The following is a 13,844-nucleotide window of genomic DNA, read 5'->3' as shown; positions in this document are numbered from 1 at the left end:
TACGCGGAGGTGAACGGAGAACTCGCGGCGAGGGAGGCGCGGAACGGGTGGCGGTCGGCCCGGTGGACGGACCGGTCGGCCCGGCGGCTCGCCGGCCCGGCACAGCCCGCGGCTCGATTCCGCTCGGACATTCGTACGAGTACGGTCGCCGATTTGGCGTTTTACGGCATGTTCGGCACGACGATCCGTCATTCGGCCATCGCCACCCGGCGGCCGCTGCGATGCTTCCGCCGGTATCACCGGTCCGTCGGCCTTCCGCCGGGTCCCGGGATGCCGGCGACCGGCACCGGCGTACGCGACGGGCGCTCCGGTTCGTCGTACGGAAGCGTCCTGCCGCGGCTTCCCAGGAGTCTTCGCCTCCAGCCGCTGCCGGGCGGAGGCGAGAGGGGGAGACTTCGATGTCTTCGACTGCTGTGTTACACGCACCGGGGGCCCGGTGGCGGCACCGGCTGCTGGCGGTGGCCGCGTCGTCCGCGCTGGCCGCGGGCGGCCTGACGGTCGTGGCGGGACCGGCGTCGGCGGACGGGGTGTGCGCGGCCCCCGTCGTGACGGGCTCCACCACCACGATCACCTGCTCCGCGGGCGGCACCGGAAGCATCACCGTGCCCGACAGCGTCTCCAGCGGTGTGGTGACCCTCGACGGCGCCGGCGGCGGGAACGCCGGCGACGGCACTCCGGGCGGCAAGGGCGCACACCTGGTCGCGACCGTCCCCGTCACGCCCGGGCAGACGTTCGACGTCACCGTCGGCAAGCGCGGCGCCAACGGCGCCCCGAGCCCGCAGTTCGGCGTACCCGGCTCCGGCGGCGCGCTGGTGGCGCTGACCACGGCCGTCAACACTCCCCTGCTGACCGCCGGTTCGGGCGGCGGGGCGGGCGGACCGGGCATCGGCTCCCCCGCCTACCAAGGGGCGGCCGGCGGCAACAGCGGCAGCGCGGGCACCGACGGCAACGGGCTGCTCCCCGACGCGCAGGGCGGCACGGGCGGCGGCCCGGGCACCCAGTTCGCCGGCGGCGCGGCGGGCCTCGGCGGGCCCGGCGCGGACAACGAGGGCCCGAACGGCTCCCCGGGCGCCTACCCGAACGGCGCCGGCGGCAGCGCCGGCCAGGGCGTGTTCAGCCCGACGGGCGCCGGCGGCCGCGGCGGGGCCGGGTACGGCGGCGGCGGCCGCGGCGGAGCCGGCGGAAGACACGGCGCCACCGGGGGTGGCGGCGGAGGCGGGGGCGGCGGATCCAGCCTGGTCTCCGGAACGGTTCCCGGCTCGTCCGTCACCCTGACCGAAGGGGCCAACGCCGGAGACGGCCGCATCGTGTTCGTCTTCAACCGGAACGCGCCCACGGTCACCTCCGTCAGCCCGGACACCGGACTCGCGGGCGGCGGCACGGCGGTGACGGTCACCGGCACCGATCTGGCGGGCGCCGCCCTCACCTTCGGCCCCGGCAACCCCGCCACCGGCGTCACCTGCACCGCGACGTCGTGCACCGCGACCTCACCGGCGGGCTCCGGGACCGTCGACGTACAGGCCACCACCTCGGGCGGCACCAGCACCCCGTCCCCCGCGGGCCGGTTCGCCTACATTCCGGTACCCGCGGTGACCTCGATCAGCCCGTCCACCGGCACGACGGACGGCGGCACCGTGGTCACGGTGGGCGGCACCGGCCTGAGCGGCGCCACCGCGCTGACCTTCGGCCCCGGCAGTCCGGCCACCGGCCTGTCGTGCACCGCCACCACGTGCACCGCCACCGCACCCGCACACGCCGCGGGCCCCGTGGACGTCCAGGTCACCACGCCCGGCGGCACCAGCGCCGTGGCCGCGGCGGGCCGGTACACCTACCAGCTCCCGCCCGCCGACATCGACGTCGACCTGACCGCGCAGCCGGGGCTGAGCCTCCTGGTCCCGTACATCACCTACACCCTCACCGCCCGCAACACCGGGCCCGGCACGGTCACTTCGGCCACGCTCACCGCGAGCCTCCCGCCGGGCGCCTCCGCGAACGGCCTGTCCTCCGGGTGCACCACCAGCGGGTCCACGGTGACCTGCGCCTACGGCACGATCGCCGCCGGTTCCAGCACCGGCAAGACGTTCCGCGTACCGCTGCACCTGCTCTCGCTCGGCCAGATCTCGGTCACCGGCACCCGTACGGTCTCCGCGCCGGTCGACCCCAACGCGCTCAACGACAGCGCGACCGCCACCTGCACCGTCATCTCCGTCCTCCTGGTCAACTGCCCCTGACGAACCCGCACCCGCCCCCAGCGGGACCTCCGCGGGAACCCGCCGGCCCGCCTCCCCAGGAGGCGGGCCGGCGCCCGGTCGCGCTCACCCGTCGCCGGGTACCGGAGCCCGCTCGTACGAGTGCGGGGTGCGCAGCCAGAACCGGCGCAGGTCCGCCACCGCCCCGCCGGCCTCCGGGCCGAGGTGGTCGGCCAGTACGTCCGAGCCGAGCCAGCCACTCCCGATCGTCGTTCACCCAGCGGCGCGCGGCCGGCACGGCCGCGCGATGTCGGGCGGCACCGCGCGATGTCCGGCTCGACGCCTGTCTCCCCGTGGCGGTCAGAGCATGATGAGCAGACGCGTCTTCGCCTTGAGCTTCCTGTTCACCGAGCGGCTCTGCACGTACACCTCCAGCTCGGGGTTGTGCCCCGCCTTCACGGAGACGGTCCCCCGGATGCCCGTGCCGAACAGCAGGCTGCGCGCCGCGTCGCCCGTGTACGCGCGGTCGGTGTCCCTCTCGACCACGACGACCTCCTTGTCGGGCTGGACCTGGACCCGGGTGCCGAGCTGGTAGTAGCACGATCCGCGCTCGTACGTCACGTCCGGGTGCGCGTCGACGAAGGACCGGATCCCGGCCTCCTCCTCGACCTTCAGGAGCCGGTACTTGTCGGCCGGGACCGGTTCGAGGTTCGCCCGCACCTCGTCGACGGAGAGGTCCTGGCCGACCGCGAACAGGTTCTTCGTGCCGCGCACGCCCTTCTCGCGGCCGCGCAGGAAGCTGGTGGCGGCGGCACGGACGGTGCCGATGGCCTCCTCGACGCCCTCCTGGGAGTCCGCGTTCCAGATGGCGATGTTCCCGGCCGGGAAGCCGTAGTTCTGGGCGGTCCGCTTCGCCAGGGAGTTCGGCACGAGGATCGCGGAGGTCCAGTGGTCCGGAAGCGCGCCCATCCGCGCCGCGATCCGCTCGAGCCAGGGGCCGAGGACGGCCCGGTTGCCGTCGTGCCGCCGAATGCCGCCGGAGGCGTTCTCCTCGCCGTCCGTCACCACGATCTGGAGGAAGCTGTGCTCGCCGTACTCCTCCCAGATGTGGTCCAGGTCGTCCAGGGACTTCAAGGAGGCTTCGATGAGGGCCGTGGCGCCGTTGTTGACCTTGTAGAGGCCCCGCATGGACGGCAGGTGCTTCACGTCCATGTCCCAGACCAGGTTCTCCACCCGGTGGTCGAAGGAGTAGAGGCTGATCCGGGTCTCGTGGCCGAGCTTGTCCGATTCGGCCTTCAATCCCGACACGAACTCATCGACGACGCGCACGAGTTGATCCTGGTGCGGCCGCATGGAACCCGAACAGTCCACTACCAGCGCGACGTGGTTCACCTTGTGCTGGATCTTGTTGGCAGACATGGTTCTGCTCCTTTTCCGCAGCTCCCCGAGTGATGTCTCCACACTATGGGGAGGCACTGACAACGGAGTTTGACGGACGGTCACCCATGCCCGGCGGCCCGCCGGCCCGGGTCGCGGCACCGGAAAGGGCGCAGCCCCGGGCAGGCACTCCGAGGAGCGCCGGCCCGGGGCTGTCGGCTCGCGACCCGCGACCTGAGGTCAGCGGGTGGCGAGGAGCTGGAGCGTGTCGATCACGCGGTTCGAGAAGCCCCACTCGTTGTCGTACCAGGCGACCACCTTGATGTGGCGGCCCTCGACGCGGGTGAGCTCGGAGTCGAAGATCGACGAGGCGGGGTTGCCCGTGATGTCGGACGACACGAGCGGGTCGTCCGAGTACTCGAGCACGCCGGCGAGCGGACCCTGCGCCGCCTTGCGGTACGCCTCCAGCACGTCCTCGCGCGTCACGTCGCGGGCGACGGTGGTGTTGAGCTCGACGATCGACCCCACCGGAACCGGTACGCGGATCGAGTCGCCCGAGAGCTTCCCCTCGAGGTTCGGCAGCACGAGGCCGATCGCCTTGGCGGCGCCGGTCGTGGTCGGCACGATGTTCACGGCGGCGGCGCGGGCGCGCCGGGGGTCGCGGTGCGGACCGTCCTGCAGGTTCTGCTCCTGCGTGTAGGCGTGCACCGTCGTCATGAAGCCGTGCTCGATGCCCGCGAGCTCGTCCAGCACCGCGGCCAGCGGGGCGAGCGCGTTGGTCGTGCACGAGGCGTTCGAAACGATCGTGTGCAGGGCCGGGTCGTACTTGTCGCTGTTCACGCCGAACGCGAGCGTGATGTCCGCGCCGTCCGCCGGCGCGCTGACCAGTACCTTCTTGGCACCCGCGTCGATGTGCGCGCGGGCGGCCTTCGCCGAGGTGAAGCGGCCGGTCGCCTCGAGCACGATGTCGACACCGAGCTCGGCCCAGGGCAGCTGCGCCGGCTCGCGCTCGGCGAGCACCTTGATGCGGCGGCCGTCGACGACGAGGACGTCGCCGTCCACGCTCACCGGACGGCCGAGCCGGCCGGACGTCGTGTCGTACGCGAGCAGGCGCGCGAGGGTGGTCGGCTCGCTGAGGTCGTTGACCGCGACGATCTCGAGGTCGCTGTCGCGTTCGAGCAGCGCGCGCAGCACGTTGCGTCCGATGCGGCCGAATCCGTTGATGGCGATACGAGTCATGATGTGTGCCCCTGTCCCTGTCCCTTTGGGTTCGCCACCAGGTTCGCGCGCCGCGGCCTCCGGGGACAGCGGCGAGATCGCCACGGTCCGCAAGGATCGCGCCACTCTGCCGCGGGAGCGCGTTCTGTGCCCCGTTTGGACTGCGGGCCGTGGACTGCGGGCCGGGGCCAGCCCCCGGGTCACTCGCCCCGGGCGAAGGTGCGCCGGTACTCGCTCGGCGTGGTGCGCAGGATGTGCTGGAAGTGGAGCCGCAGGTTCGAGCCGGTGCCGAGGCCGACGTCCGCGGCGATCTGCTCGACGCTCCGCTCCGAACGCTCCAGCAGCTCGCGGGCCACGTCGATGCGGGCGCGCATCACCCACTGCATCGGTGTGTACCCGGTGTCCTCGGCGAAGCGCCGCGAGAACGTGCGCGGCGACACCGCCGCGTGCCGGGCGAGCACCTCCAGGGTCAGGGGTTCGCCGAGCCGGTGCAGCGCCCATTCGCGGGTGGCGGCGAACCGCTCGCCGAGCGGCTCGGGCACACTGCGCGGCACGTACTGCGCCTGGCCGCCGCTGCGGTAGGGGGCCGCGACCAGCCGCCGGGCCGTGTGGTTCGACGCGGCCACGCCGAGGTCGGTGCGCAGGACGTGCAGGCACAGGTCGATGCCCGAGGCGGCGCCGGCCGATGTCAGCACGCTGCCCTCGTCGACGAACAGGACGTTCTCGTCGACCCTGATCAGCGGCCACTTCGCCGCGAGCGCCCGCGTGTAGTGCCAGTGCGTCGTGGCGCGCCTGCCGTCGAGCAGGCCGGTGGCGGCGAGCGCGAAGGCTCCCGTGGAGATGGCCGCGAGCCGCGCACCCCGGTCGTGGGCGGCGACCAGCGCGTCGACGACGGCGGGCGGCGGGTCGTCTCGGTCCGGGAACCGGTAGCCGGGGACGAAGACGGTGTCGGCCCATTCGAGGGCGTCGAGGCCGTGGGCGACGGAGTACGACAGTCCGTCACCACCGGTCACGAGTCCGGGCTCGGCGCCGCACACCCGTACCTCGTACGGCATGCTCGCGCGGGTCGTGAAAACCTGCGCGGGGATGCCGACGTCGAGGGGTTTCGCGCCCTCGAGGACGAGGACGGCGACGTGGTGGGGGCGGGAGATCGGCACGGGACGAGCGTACGCGGCGGCGCGCGGGCCCCCGGCGCCACGACGCGGCCCCCCGGCCCCCTCGGCCCCCTCGGCCGCCGTGCGTCGATGATCGGTAGTGTCTCGGTAGTCCGACGACGTGGCCCCGCACGATGCGGGGCGAGGACCAGGGGGCGGTCGCAGTCATGAGCAGCACCATCGAGGCAGGGCCCGACGGGACCGAACCGGGCCCCGGCGTGGTCGTCGGGGAGCGGCGCCGGCTGATCAACCTCGCCTACCGGCTGCTCGGTTCACTGGCCGAGGCCGAGGACGCCGTACAGGAGACGTACGCGCGCTGGTACGCCATGTCGCGCCGGCAGCAGGAGGCCGTCGAGTCTCCCGGAGCCTGGCTCACGACCGTGGCCGGCCGCATCTGCCTGGACGTCCTCGGCTCGGCGCGCGCACGGCGCGAGCGCTACGTCGGCTCGTGGATCCCCGAGCCGCTGCCCGACCGCACGGAATGGTTCAGCGGGCGGGCCGGTGGCGGCGGTGGCGAGCCGGCCGATCCCGCCGACCACGTCACCCTGGACGAGTCGGTGGGCATGGCCTTCCTCGTCGTACTGGAGGCGATGACGCCGGCCGAACGCGTGGCGTTCGTCCTGCACGACGTCTTCCGGTACCCCTTCGCCGAGATCGCCGGGATCGTCGGGCGCACTCCGGCGGCCTGCCGGCAGCTGGCCTCCTCGGCCCGTCGGCGCGTCCGGGCCGAGCGGGTGCCGGCGGGTCCGACGGCCGGACAGGCCGGTGTGGTGCGGCACTTCAAGGAGGCGTGGGAGGCCAGGGACATCGAGGCCCTCGTCGGCCTCCTCGACCCGAACGCCGCGATGGTCGCCGACGGCGGCGGCCTGGTCGGCACCGTCCTGCGCCCGGTCGAGGGCAGCAAGCTGATCGCCCAGTACCTGATCCACATCGCGGACAAGGCGCCCGGGCTCACGCTCCTGGAACGGACGGTCAACGGCCGGCCCGGCCTGGTGGCCCAGTACGCCGGGGTCACCGTCACCGTGGCGGCGTTCGACCTCGCCGGCGACCGCGTCACCCGCATCTGGGCGGTCCGCAACCCGGAGAAGCTCCGCCCGTGGACCGAGCACGGACGGAACCTCCCGCCGGACACCTAGTGCTAGGCCGTTCCGGCCCGGCGTGACATGCCGCCTTCGGCGTAATGGGAGCGCCGGGCCGTCGCAGCGCTGCACGCTTGGGGCCCCGCCGGCGCGGACGGGTGGGGACGCGACACCGAAAGGCCCGGATGACCGGTCTCGCTGACTCCCGAGCACGACGCGGCGGGCGGGCGCGGGAACTCGCGCGGACCGAGGGCCCGGCGGCGGCCCGCATCGTGGTCACCGTCACCGTCGCCTGGCAGGTCGCGCTGTGGCTGGGGGCCGACCAGCCACCGGTGTTCGCGGCGATCGTCCCGCTGGTGGCCCTGCGCGGCGATCCGATGACGGCCCTGGGCACCTCGCTGCGGCGGACCCTGGGCGTGGTGGCGGGCGTGGTGATCGGGATCGTCGTCCTGAACGTGCTGAGTCCCTCGACCGTCGCGCTGGCCCTGGTGGTGGCCCTGGGCCTGGGCGTCGGAATGGTCCTGCGGGCCGGCGGCGGGCTGAACATCCAGGTGGCGGCGTCGTCGCTGCTGGTCTTCGCCAGCACCTCCCCCGACGCGTACGCGCTGCACCGCGTCTGGGAGACCGCGGAGGGCGCGGCCGTGACGATCCTGCTCGCGCCGCTGCTGTGGCCGCCCGACCCCCACCGCATCCTGGGGGCCGTCAGCGAGGACTGCCGTGCACGCCTGGCCCAGGCCCTCACCGGCACCGCGGCGGCCCTGCGCCCCGACCGGGCCGCGGCCCTCGACAACCTCTCCCAGGTGAACGCGGACGTCGAGGCGGTGCACGCCGGCGCGGCGCGGGCCCGCGAGGCCGAACGCGCCATGAGGTTCAACCCCCTGCGCCGGCGTCAGCGCGAGACCGTACGGCTCCAAGCCCAGGCCATCGACACCGCCGACCGCCTCGCGGCGCACGTGGCGACGTGGGCCGGGGAGGTCGCCGTGTTCGCCGGCCGGGAAGACCTCGCCGCGGACCTCGTCCGGGCCGGTGCCCGGCTCCCCGAACCGGCCGCGCTCACGGCGCGCGCCATCGGGCACGCCCTGTCCGGAGGCGATCCCCTGCCCGCCGTGGCGACCGCGCGCACCGGCCTGGCCGCGTACGCCCGCGCGGACTCCCGGCCGGTCGCCGTCGCCCTGCGCCGCCCCCTCCACCGGATCCTCGACGAGCTCGACCGTACGTCTCCGCGCCAGGACGACACCGCCCACGGCTAGTGCTGTGACCGGTGTTCAGGACGGGGCGAAGAGCTTTTCGAGGACGTGTGCCACGCCGTCCTCCTCGTTGGACACCGTGTGCCGCGGCACCGCGGAGCGCACGTCCGGGTGGGCGTTGGCCATGGCGTAGCCGGCGCCCGCCCATTTCAGGATGGTCAGGTCGTTGGGCATGTCGCCGAAGGCGACGACCTCGTCGGCCGTGATGCCGCGCTGGGCGCACAACGCCGAGAGGGTGCCGGCCTTGGTGACGCCCGGCGCGCTGATCTCCAGCAGGCCACGGCCCCCGGAGTGGGTGAACTGCGCCTGGCCGCCCGCCGTTCTCTCCGCGACGGCGAGCAGGAAGTCCGCGTCCCGGAGGGCCGACCAGGCGAGCAGCTTGACGATGGCGACTTCCGTCAGCCACAGGTCCGTCAGGGACGGTACGGGCGATTCGACGTCGGCGCCTCCCGAGAACCGGTGCAGGTACGCCGGCTCGTACAGGACCCGGCCGCCGCTCTCCACGGCGAAGCCCAGATCCGGCACGGCCTGCGACAGCACGGCGGCCACGCCGCGGGCGACGTCCACGGGCAGGGCGCGCGACTCGACGACGCTGCGCGTCGCGACGTCGTAGACGAGCGCGCCGTTGCTGCACACCGCCGTGCCGACGATGCCGGTCGCGGCGGCGAGCACGTCCACGTACCGGGGCGGCCGGGCGGTGACGAAGACGACCTCGGCGCCGGCGTCCGAGGCGGTGCGCAGCGCGCGGAGCGTGCGGATCGAGAGGCTGCCGTCGTTGCGCAGGAGCGTGCCGTCGAGATCGGTGGCGATCAGCCGGGGAGGATTCATCGCTCGATGTTACGGAACCGCACGGACGCCCACAGCACTCCAAAGGCTCCCTTATGGATGCGTGTCATTTGAATGAACTCGCTTATGATCGGGTGTCAGTGACGGCGTACGGGAGCGGGAGCGTGGCGCGGGCATGAAGACGATCGGGCTGATCGGCGGGATGAGCTGGGAGTCGACGGCCGAGTACTACCGGATCCTCAACGAGCGCACGCGCGAGCGGCTCGGCGGGCTCCACTCCGCCCGCTGCGTGCTCTACTCCGTGGACTTCGCGGAGATCGAGCAGTTGCAGGTCCAGGGGCGGTGGGCGGAGGCGGGCGAGGTGCTGGCCGGGGCCGCCCGGTCGCTGGAGGCCGCGGGAGCGGATCTGCTGCTCATCTGCACCAACACCATGCACAAGGTGGCCGACCGCGTCGAGGCGGCCACTTCGCTCCCGCTGCTCCACCTCGCGGACACCACGGCAGCCGCCGTCCGCGCCGCCGGTCTGAGCCGGGTGGGGCTGCTGGGCACCGCGTTCACCATGGAGCAGGACTTCTACCGCGGCCGCCTGGAAGCGGGCGGGCTCGACGTCCGCGTTCCGGACCCCGAGGGGCGCGCGCTCGTGCACCGGGTGATCTACGAGGAGCTCTGCCTCGGCGTCGTCCGCGAGCAGTCGCGCGCGGCCTACCGCCGGGTCGTCGAAGACCTCGTCGCCGGGGGCGCCGAGGGCGTTGTCCTGGGGTGCACCGAGATCGAACTCCTCATCGGCCCCGGGGACAGCCCCGTACCGGTCTTCCCCACCGCCCGCCTGCACGCTGAGGCGGCGGTCGACGCGGCCCTGACCGGACCCGCCGGCTGAGCGGGCCGAAGGGGCGACAGGCCGACGGGCCGCTCAGCCGACGGGATGACGGGCCGACGGGATGACGCGGATGACCGGGCCGGCCGTCCCCGACCCGCACCGGCCGGCCCCAACCGGCCCCGGCCCGCGCCGAATTCGCGCGACAGGACGCGCCTGCTCTGGAAGGCTTCGGAACCGGAACAAGCGGTGGCGACGACGGGCGATGTGCGATCGATGGGGTTCACACTCGAAGGACCGGTCCTGGAAGGCCGGCTCGTACGCCTGGAGCCACTGGGCCACCGGCACGCGGCGGACCTGGCCCTGGCGGCCGAGGAGGACCGGGCCTCCTACGGGTTCACCTGGGTGCCCGCGGCAGCCACCGTCGGGGGATACGTCGACGCCCAGCTCGCCCGGGCCGCCGCCGGGAAGCTGGCCCCGTACGCGCAGGTGGACCGGGCGTCGGGACGCGCCGTCGGGGTCACGGCCTACTGGGATCCCAGGCCGTGGCCGACCGGAGACGGCCTGTACGCGATCGAGGTCGGTTTCACCTGGCTCGCGGGGTCGGCCCAGGGGACGGGCGTCAACACCGAAGCCAAGTACCTGCTGTTCCGGCACGCCTTCGAGAACTGGGCGGTGGAACGCCTGGATTTGAAGACCGATGCCCGCAACGCCCGCTCACGGGCGGCCATCGAAGGCGTGGGCGCGCGCTTCGAGGGCGTGCTGCGCAATTGGTCCCGGTCCTGGGCGCCGGGCGAGGACGGCCGGCTCCGCGACTCCGCGATCTTTTCGATCACCTCGACGGAATGGCCGGACTGCCGGTCGGTGCTGGAGCGGCGGATCGCCCGCGCCCTCGAACACCGCCGGGTCGGCGGGGAGCTCCCCGTCCGGGCCTGAGCGGCCGGGCCGTCAGACCCTGTCGGCCCCGGCCCGCCACACGGTACGGAGCAGTTCGGCGGTGGCCGGCGCCTGGGCGAGCCCCGCACCGTACGCCGGTTCCCAGCGCGCCAGGTCCTGCAGGTCCGCGCCGAAGGCCCGTACCGCGTCCGGGTCCGGCCCGACGGCCACCACGGTCCGCGCCGCGACGGCCGACAGCTGCCGTTCGAGCCGCTCGCGTGGGAACAGGTGCGCCATCGGCTCGATGACGACGAGCGTGCGGGCGCCGGCCGCGAGGTCCGCGTTCGGCCCCGCGCGCAGGGCTCCGTCCATGTACCGCCGCCCCCGGACGGCCACGGGCGGCTCCGCCCCGGGGAACGCGCTGCTCGCGGCCACCGCGTGCACCAGCGGCACGCCGCTCGTGCGGTCCCACACCACGGGCTTCCCGGTGGCCGCGTCCACGGCGGTGATCAACAGCCTCCGGTCCGGCCAGGCGTCCGCGCCGATGAGGGCGCTCCGCCCCGCGAGCAGCGCCTGCTCGGCGGCGTCGGCGTCGGACCCGGCGGCGGCGTCCGAACGGGACCGGGCTTCGGCGTGGTCGAGGGCGATCCGGCCGATCCGACGGCGGGCCTCCCCTGGTTCCAGGCCCTCCCCGAGCACGGTGAACACGGCGCCCATGACGGCCCCGTCCACCGCGTTCCGGGGCTCCCGCGGCCCCGGCCCGCGCTCCGGTGCGGCGAGCCGGTCGAGGTCCTGACCGGTGGTCAGCAGTGCGCCGACCAGCGCGCCGGCCGACGTGCCGACGGTCAGGTCGGCCTCGCCGAGATCGACCCCGCCGCGGCGCAGTCCGGCGGCCAGTCCCGTCATCCAGGCCGTGCCGACCGGCCCTCCCGGGCCCAGTACGAGCGTCCGTTCGAAGATGGCTCCGGTGTCGTGGTTCACGGCTTCGTCCCCTGTCGTCTGGTGCTGTGGCCAACACGGGCGACCGTAGGACCTCAACCGAAGTTCAGGTCAACCGGTCCACGGGGTCGGGGGTCCTGTCCTCCGCGCGTGCGCCGAGGTAGGACTCCAGCCCGGCGGCCCCGGTGAGCAGTGCGCGCCCGCGGGCCGACAGCCGGGTCCGCCAGTCGCCGAGGGCCGCCTCCAGCGGCTCCGGCCCGCCGGCCGCCCGTACCCGGTCGAGCAGCGGGGCGATCTGCTGCGGCAAGTAGCCGCCCCGTCTGAGCTGATGGGCCAGCCGTGCGTCCCGTACGTCGGCCTCGCCGTAGACCCGGTACCCGGTCTCCGGGTCGCGGCGCGGCCGCACCAGCCCGGCGCGCTCCCACTTGCGCAGCGTCGCGGGCCGGATCCCGAGCCGGCCCGCCAGCGGCCCGATGAACGTCCCGCCGGGACCGGCCGCCGTGTAGGGCCCGGGCTCGGCACGGGACTCCAGGCCGCGCAGGGCGTGCTCGACCGACTGGAGGGTCCGCCGGTCCTCCAGGTGCTCGGCGTGGCTCTCGTCGATGAGGCCGAGTGCTTCGTCGAGGAGGTCCCCGTTCACCGCGCGCATGATCGACGCCGCCCTCTGGTGGCCGTGTCCGGGCACCAGCGCGAGGAACGCGTCCAGGGCCCGCGCGTGCAGCGGGGCGTAGGTGCGGTATCCGTGGGGCGTGCGCCCGGCGGCCGGGAGGATGCCGGCCGCCTCGTAGTTCCTGACAGCCTGCGTGGACAGGCCGTGTCCGCGTGCCAGATCGACCGGCCTGAGCCGGTCGTCCCTTTGTCTTTGAGGGTTCTGCATCATCGACCTGCCCAGATCTGCCACAAGTCTCAACCGGAGGTTCAAGGATAGTGTTGAGGGCATGGCTTTTGGAATCAAGGACACCGCGCGCGCCGTCGATGCCGCCGCCGTCATGGGGATGTTCCCGTGCCGCCCCCGGCTGCTCGCCCTGGGCGAGCCCACGCACGGCGAGGACACCCTGCTCGATCTGCGCAACGAACTCTTCCGGCAGCTCGTCGAGCGGGAGGGCTACCGGACGATCGCGATCGAGAGCGACTGCATGGCGGGCCTGGTCGTGGACGCGTACGTCGCCTCGGGCGAGGGCAGCCTCGACGAGGTCATGGAGCGCGGATTCAGCCACGGGTTCGGCGCGTCCGCGGCCAACCGCGAACTCGTGCGCTGGATGCGCGCCCACAACGCCGACCGGCCCGCGGCGGAGCGGGTCCGCTTCGCCGGCATCGACGGCCCGATGGAGATCACCGGCGCCGGGAGCCCCCGGCAGGCGCTCACCGCGCTCCACGAGCACCTCGCGGCCCATGGGGACAAGGGCCTGCTCCCCTGCTCCGCGCACACGCTCGACCGCCTGCTCGGCGACGACGACCGGTGGACCGAGCCGGCCGCGATAATGGACCCGTCCCGGGCCCTCGGGCAGTCGGCCGAGGTGAGGGAACTGCGGCTGCTCGCGGACGACATGGTGGCGCTGCTCGACATGCAGACGCCGCACCTGATCACGGCGGGCTCACGGGACGACTGGGACCGGGCCCGCCTCCACGGGCGCACGGCGACCGGCCTGCTGCGCTACCACTTCTGGATGGGCGACACGTCGCCGAGCCGCATGTCGCGGCTGATGGCGCTGCGCGACGGGATGATGGCCGACAACCTCCTCGCCCTCGCCGAACGGGGCCCGGCGCTGGTCCACGCCCACAACCGGCATCTCCAGCGGGAGGTGAGCACGGTGCGGATGGGCGAGCTGCCACTGGAGTGGTGGAGCGCCGGCGCGATCGTGAGCGCCCGGCTGGGTGAGCAGTACGCCTTCCTTGCCACGGCGGTCGGCACGATCCGCCACCACGGAGTGGACGTACCGGAGCCGGACACCCTGGAAGGGGTCCTGTACGCGCTCCCGGAGGACGTCTGTGTCGTGGACGCCGCCTTGCTGGCCGACGCCCTCGGCGACGAGCGGCCCGTCCCCCGCGCGTCCCCCTACTTCGGCTACTTCCCGCTGGACCCGGCGCACTTGGCCGAAAACGACGGGATCATGTTCGTCAAGGACCTCCCTCCGAGCTAGGCCGCCGTCTCTTTCGGATCTTGC

12 protein-coding genes are annotated in these 13,844 nt (G+C 73.8%); 6 read left to right on the top strand and 6 right to left on the bottom strand.

Annotation, left to right across the window (positions count from 1 at the left end; translation table 11 throughout):
- The first annotated feature begins 413 nt into the window (after positions 1–413).
- Positions 414–2,231 carry an IPT/TIG domain-containing protein gene (locus DRB89_RS45875; protein WP_204358135.1) on the top strand — a complete coding sequence of 606 codons (1,818 nt, stop codon included), beginning with the start codon at positions 414–416 and terminating at the stop codon, positions 2,229–2,231.
- Between the two features lie 318 nt (positions 2,232–2,549).
- Here the strand turns inward: DRB89_RS45875 and DRB89_RS04790 are convergent, their stop codons facing one another.
- From DRB89_RS04790 to DRB89_RS04780, 3 genes are all read right to left on the bottom strand, one after another.
- Positions 2,550–3,608 carry a vWA domain-containing protein gene (locus DRB89_RS04790; protein WP_112450763.1) on the bottom strand — a complete coding sequence of 353 codons (1,059 nt, stop codon included), beginning with the start codon at positions 3,606–3,608 and terminating at the stop codon, positions 2,550–2,552.
- A 198-nt stretch (positions 3,609–3,806) separates the two neighbouring features.
- Complete coding sequence (gap, locus tag DRB89_RS04785; protein ID WP_112450764.1) at positions 3,807–4,805, bottom strand: type I glyceraldehyde-3-phosphate dehydrogenase; 999 nt, start codon at positions 4,803–4,805, stop codon at positions 3,807–3,809.
- 179 nt (positions 4,806–4,984) lie between these two features.
- Positions 4,985–5,941 (bottom strand): helix-turn-helix domain-containing protein, encoded by a 957-nt coding sequence (locus DRB89_RS04780; RefSeq protein WP_112450765.1) that lies wholly within the window; start codon positions 5,939–5,941, stop codon positions 4,985–4,987.
- Positions 5,942–6,105: 164 nt separating this feature from the next.
- Here DRB89_RS04780 and sigJ point away from each other — a divergent pair, with 164 nt between their 5' ends.
- Both sigJ and DRB89_RS04770 read left to right on the top strand, forming a co-directional pair.
- The gene (sigJ, locus tag DRB89_RS04775; protein ID WP_112453278.1) at positions 6,106–7,074 is read left to right on the top strand and encodes an RNA polymerase sigma factor SigJ; all 969 of its coding nucleotides are present in this window, start codon (positions 6,106–6,108) and stop codon (positions 7,072–7,074) included.
- Positions 7,075–7,202: 128 nt separating this feature from the next.
- Complete coding sequence (locus tag DRB89_RS04770) at positions 7,203–8,267, top strand: FUSC family protein (RefSeq protein WP_162688472.1); 1,065 nt, start codon at positions 7,203–7,205, stop codon at positions 8,265–8,267.
- Positions 8,268–8,282: 15 nt separating this feature from the next.
- Here the strand turns inward: DRB89_RS04770 and DRB89_RS04765 are convergent, their stop codons facing one another.
- Positions 8,283–9,092, bottom strand: coding sequence for a Cof-type HAD-IIB family hydrolase (locus DRB89_RS04765; protein WP_204357673.1), 810 nt, complete (start codon positions 9,090–9,092; stop codon positions 8,283–8,285).
- A gap of 133 nt (positions 9,093–9,225) precedes the next feature.
- Here DRB89_RS04765 and DRB89_RS04760 point away from each other — a divergent pair, with 133 nt between their 5' ends.
- Both DRB89_RS04760 and DRB89_RS04755 read left to right on the top strand, forming a co-directional pair.
- Entirely contained in the window at positions 9,226–9,927 is a 702-nt protein-coding gene (locus DRB89_RS04760; protein WP_112447727.1) for an aspartate/glutamate racemase family protein, read from the top strand.
- A 213-nt stretch (positions 9,928–10,140) separates the two neighbouring features.
- Positions 10,141–10,800 (top strand): GNAT family protein, encoded by a 660-nt coding sequence (locus tag DRB89_RS04755; protein ID WP_112447726.1) that lies wholly within the window; start codon positions 10,141–10,143, stop codon positions 10,798–10,800.
- 12 nt (positions 10,801–10,812) lie between these two features.
- Here the strand turns inward: DRB89_RS04755 and DRB89_RS04750 are convergent, their stop codons facing one another.
- Together DRB89_RS04750 and DRB89_RS04745 are read right to left on the bottom strand one after the other, a co-directional pair.
- The gene (locus DRB89_RS04750) at positions 10,813–11,721 is read right to left on the bottom strand and encodes a patatin-like phospholipase family protein (RefSeq protein ID WP_204357672.1); all 909 of its coding nucleotides are present in this window, start codon (positions 11,719–11,721) and stop codon (positions 10,813–10,815) included.
- Positions 11,722–11,785: 64 nt separating this feature from the next.
- The gene (locus DRB89_RS04745; RefSeq protein ID WP_239516017.1) at positions 11,786–12,559 is read right to left on the bottom strand and encodes a TioE family transcriptional regulator; all 774 of its coding nucleotides are present in this window, start codon (positions 12,557–12,559) and stop codon (positions 11,786–11,788) included.
- A gap of 58 nt (positions 12,560–12,617) precedes the next feature.
- Here DRB89_RS04745 and DRB89_RS04740 point away from each other — a divergent pair, with 58 nt between their 5' ends.
- Positions 12,618–13,820 (top strand): erythromycin esterase family protein, encoded by a 1,203-nt coding sequence (locus DRB89_RS04740; RefSeq protein WP_112447725.1) that lies wholly within the window; start codon positions 12,618–12,620, stop codon positions 13,818–13,820.
- Positions 13,821–13,844 lie beyond the last annotated feature (24 nt).

Origin of the sequence: Streptomyces sp. ICC4 (assembly GCF_003287915.1) — a bacterium.
Taxonomy (GTDB): domain Bacteria; phylum Actinomycetota; class Actinomycetes; order Streptomycetales; family Streptomycetaceae; genus Streptomyces; species Streptomyces tritrimontium.
The sequence above is the reverse complement of the archived record's forward strand: the minus strand, read 5'-3'. Positions and strand labels throughout refer to the sequence as shown.

Bases quoted from the DNA above. Each gene is read 5' to 3' on its own strand.
- DRB89_RS04755 (WP_112447726.1), top strand. From the start codon at position 10,141: ATGGGGTTCACACTCGAAGGACCGGTCCTGGAAGGCCGGCTCGTACGC.
- DRB89_RS04765 (WP_204357673.1), bottom strand. From the start codon at position 9,092: ATGAATCCTCCCCGGCTGATCGCCACCGATCTCGACGGCACGCTCCTG.
- sigJ (WP_112453278.1), top strand. From the start codon at position 6,106: ATGAGCAGCACCATCGAGGCAGGGCCCGACGGGACCGAACCGGGCCCC.
- DRB89_RS04760 (WP_112447727.1), top strand. From the start codon at position 9,226: ATGAAGACGATCGGGCTGATCGGCGGGATGAGCTGGGAGTCGACGGCC.
- DRB89_RS04740 (WP_112447725.1), top strand. From the start codon at position 12,618: ATGGCTTTTGGAATCAAGGACACCGCGCGCGCCGTCGATGCCGCCGCC.
- DRB89_RS04790 (WP_112450763.1), bottom strand. From the start codon at position 3,608: ATGTCTGCCAACAAGATCCAGCACAAGGTGAACCACGTCGCGCTGGTA.
- gap (WP_112450764.1), bottom strand. From the start codon at position 4,805: ATGACTCGTATCGCCATCAACGGATTCGGCCGCATCGGACGCAACGTG.
- DRB89_RS04770 (WP_162688472.1), top strand. From the start codon at position 7,203: ATGACCGGTCTCGCTGACTCCCGAGCACGACGCGGCGGGCGGGCGCGG.
- DRB89_RS04745 (WP_239516017.1), bottom strand. From the start codon at position 12,559: ATGATGCAGAACCCTCAAAGACAAAGGGACGACCGGCTCAGGCCGGTC.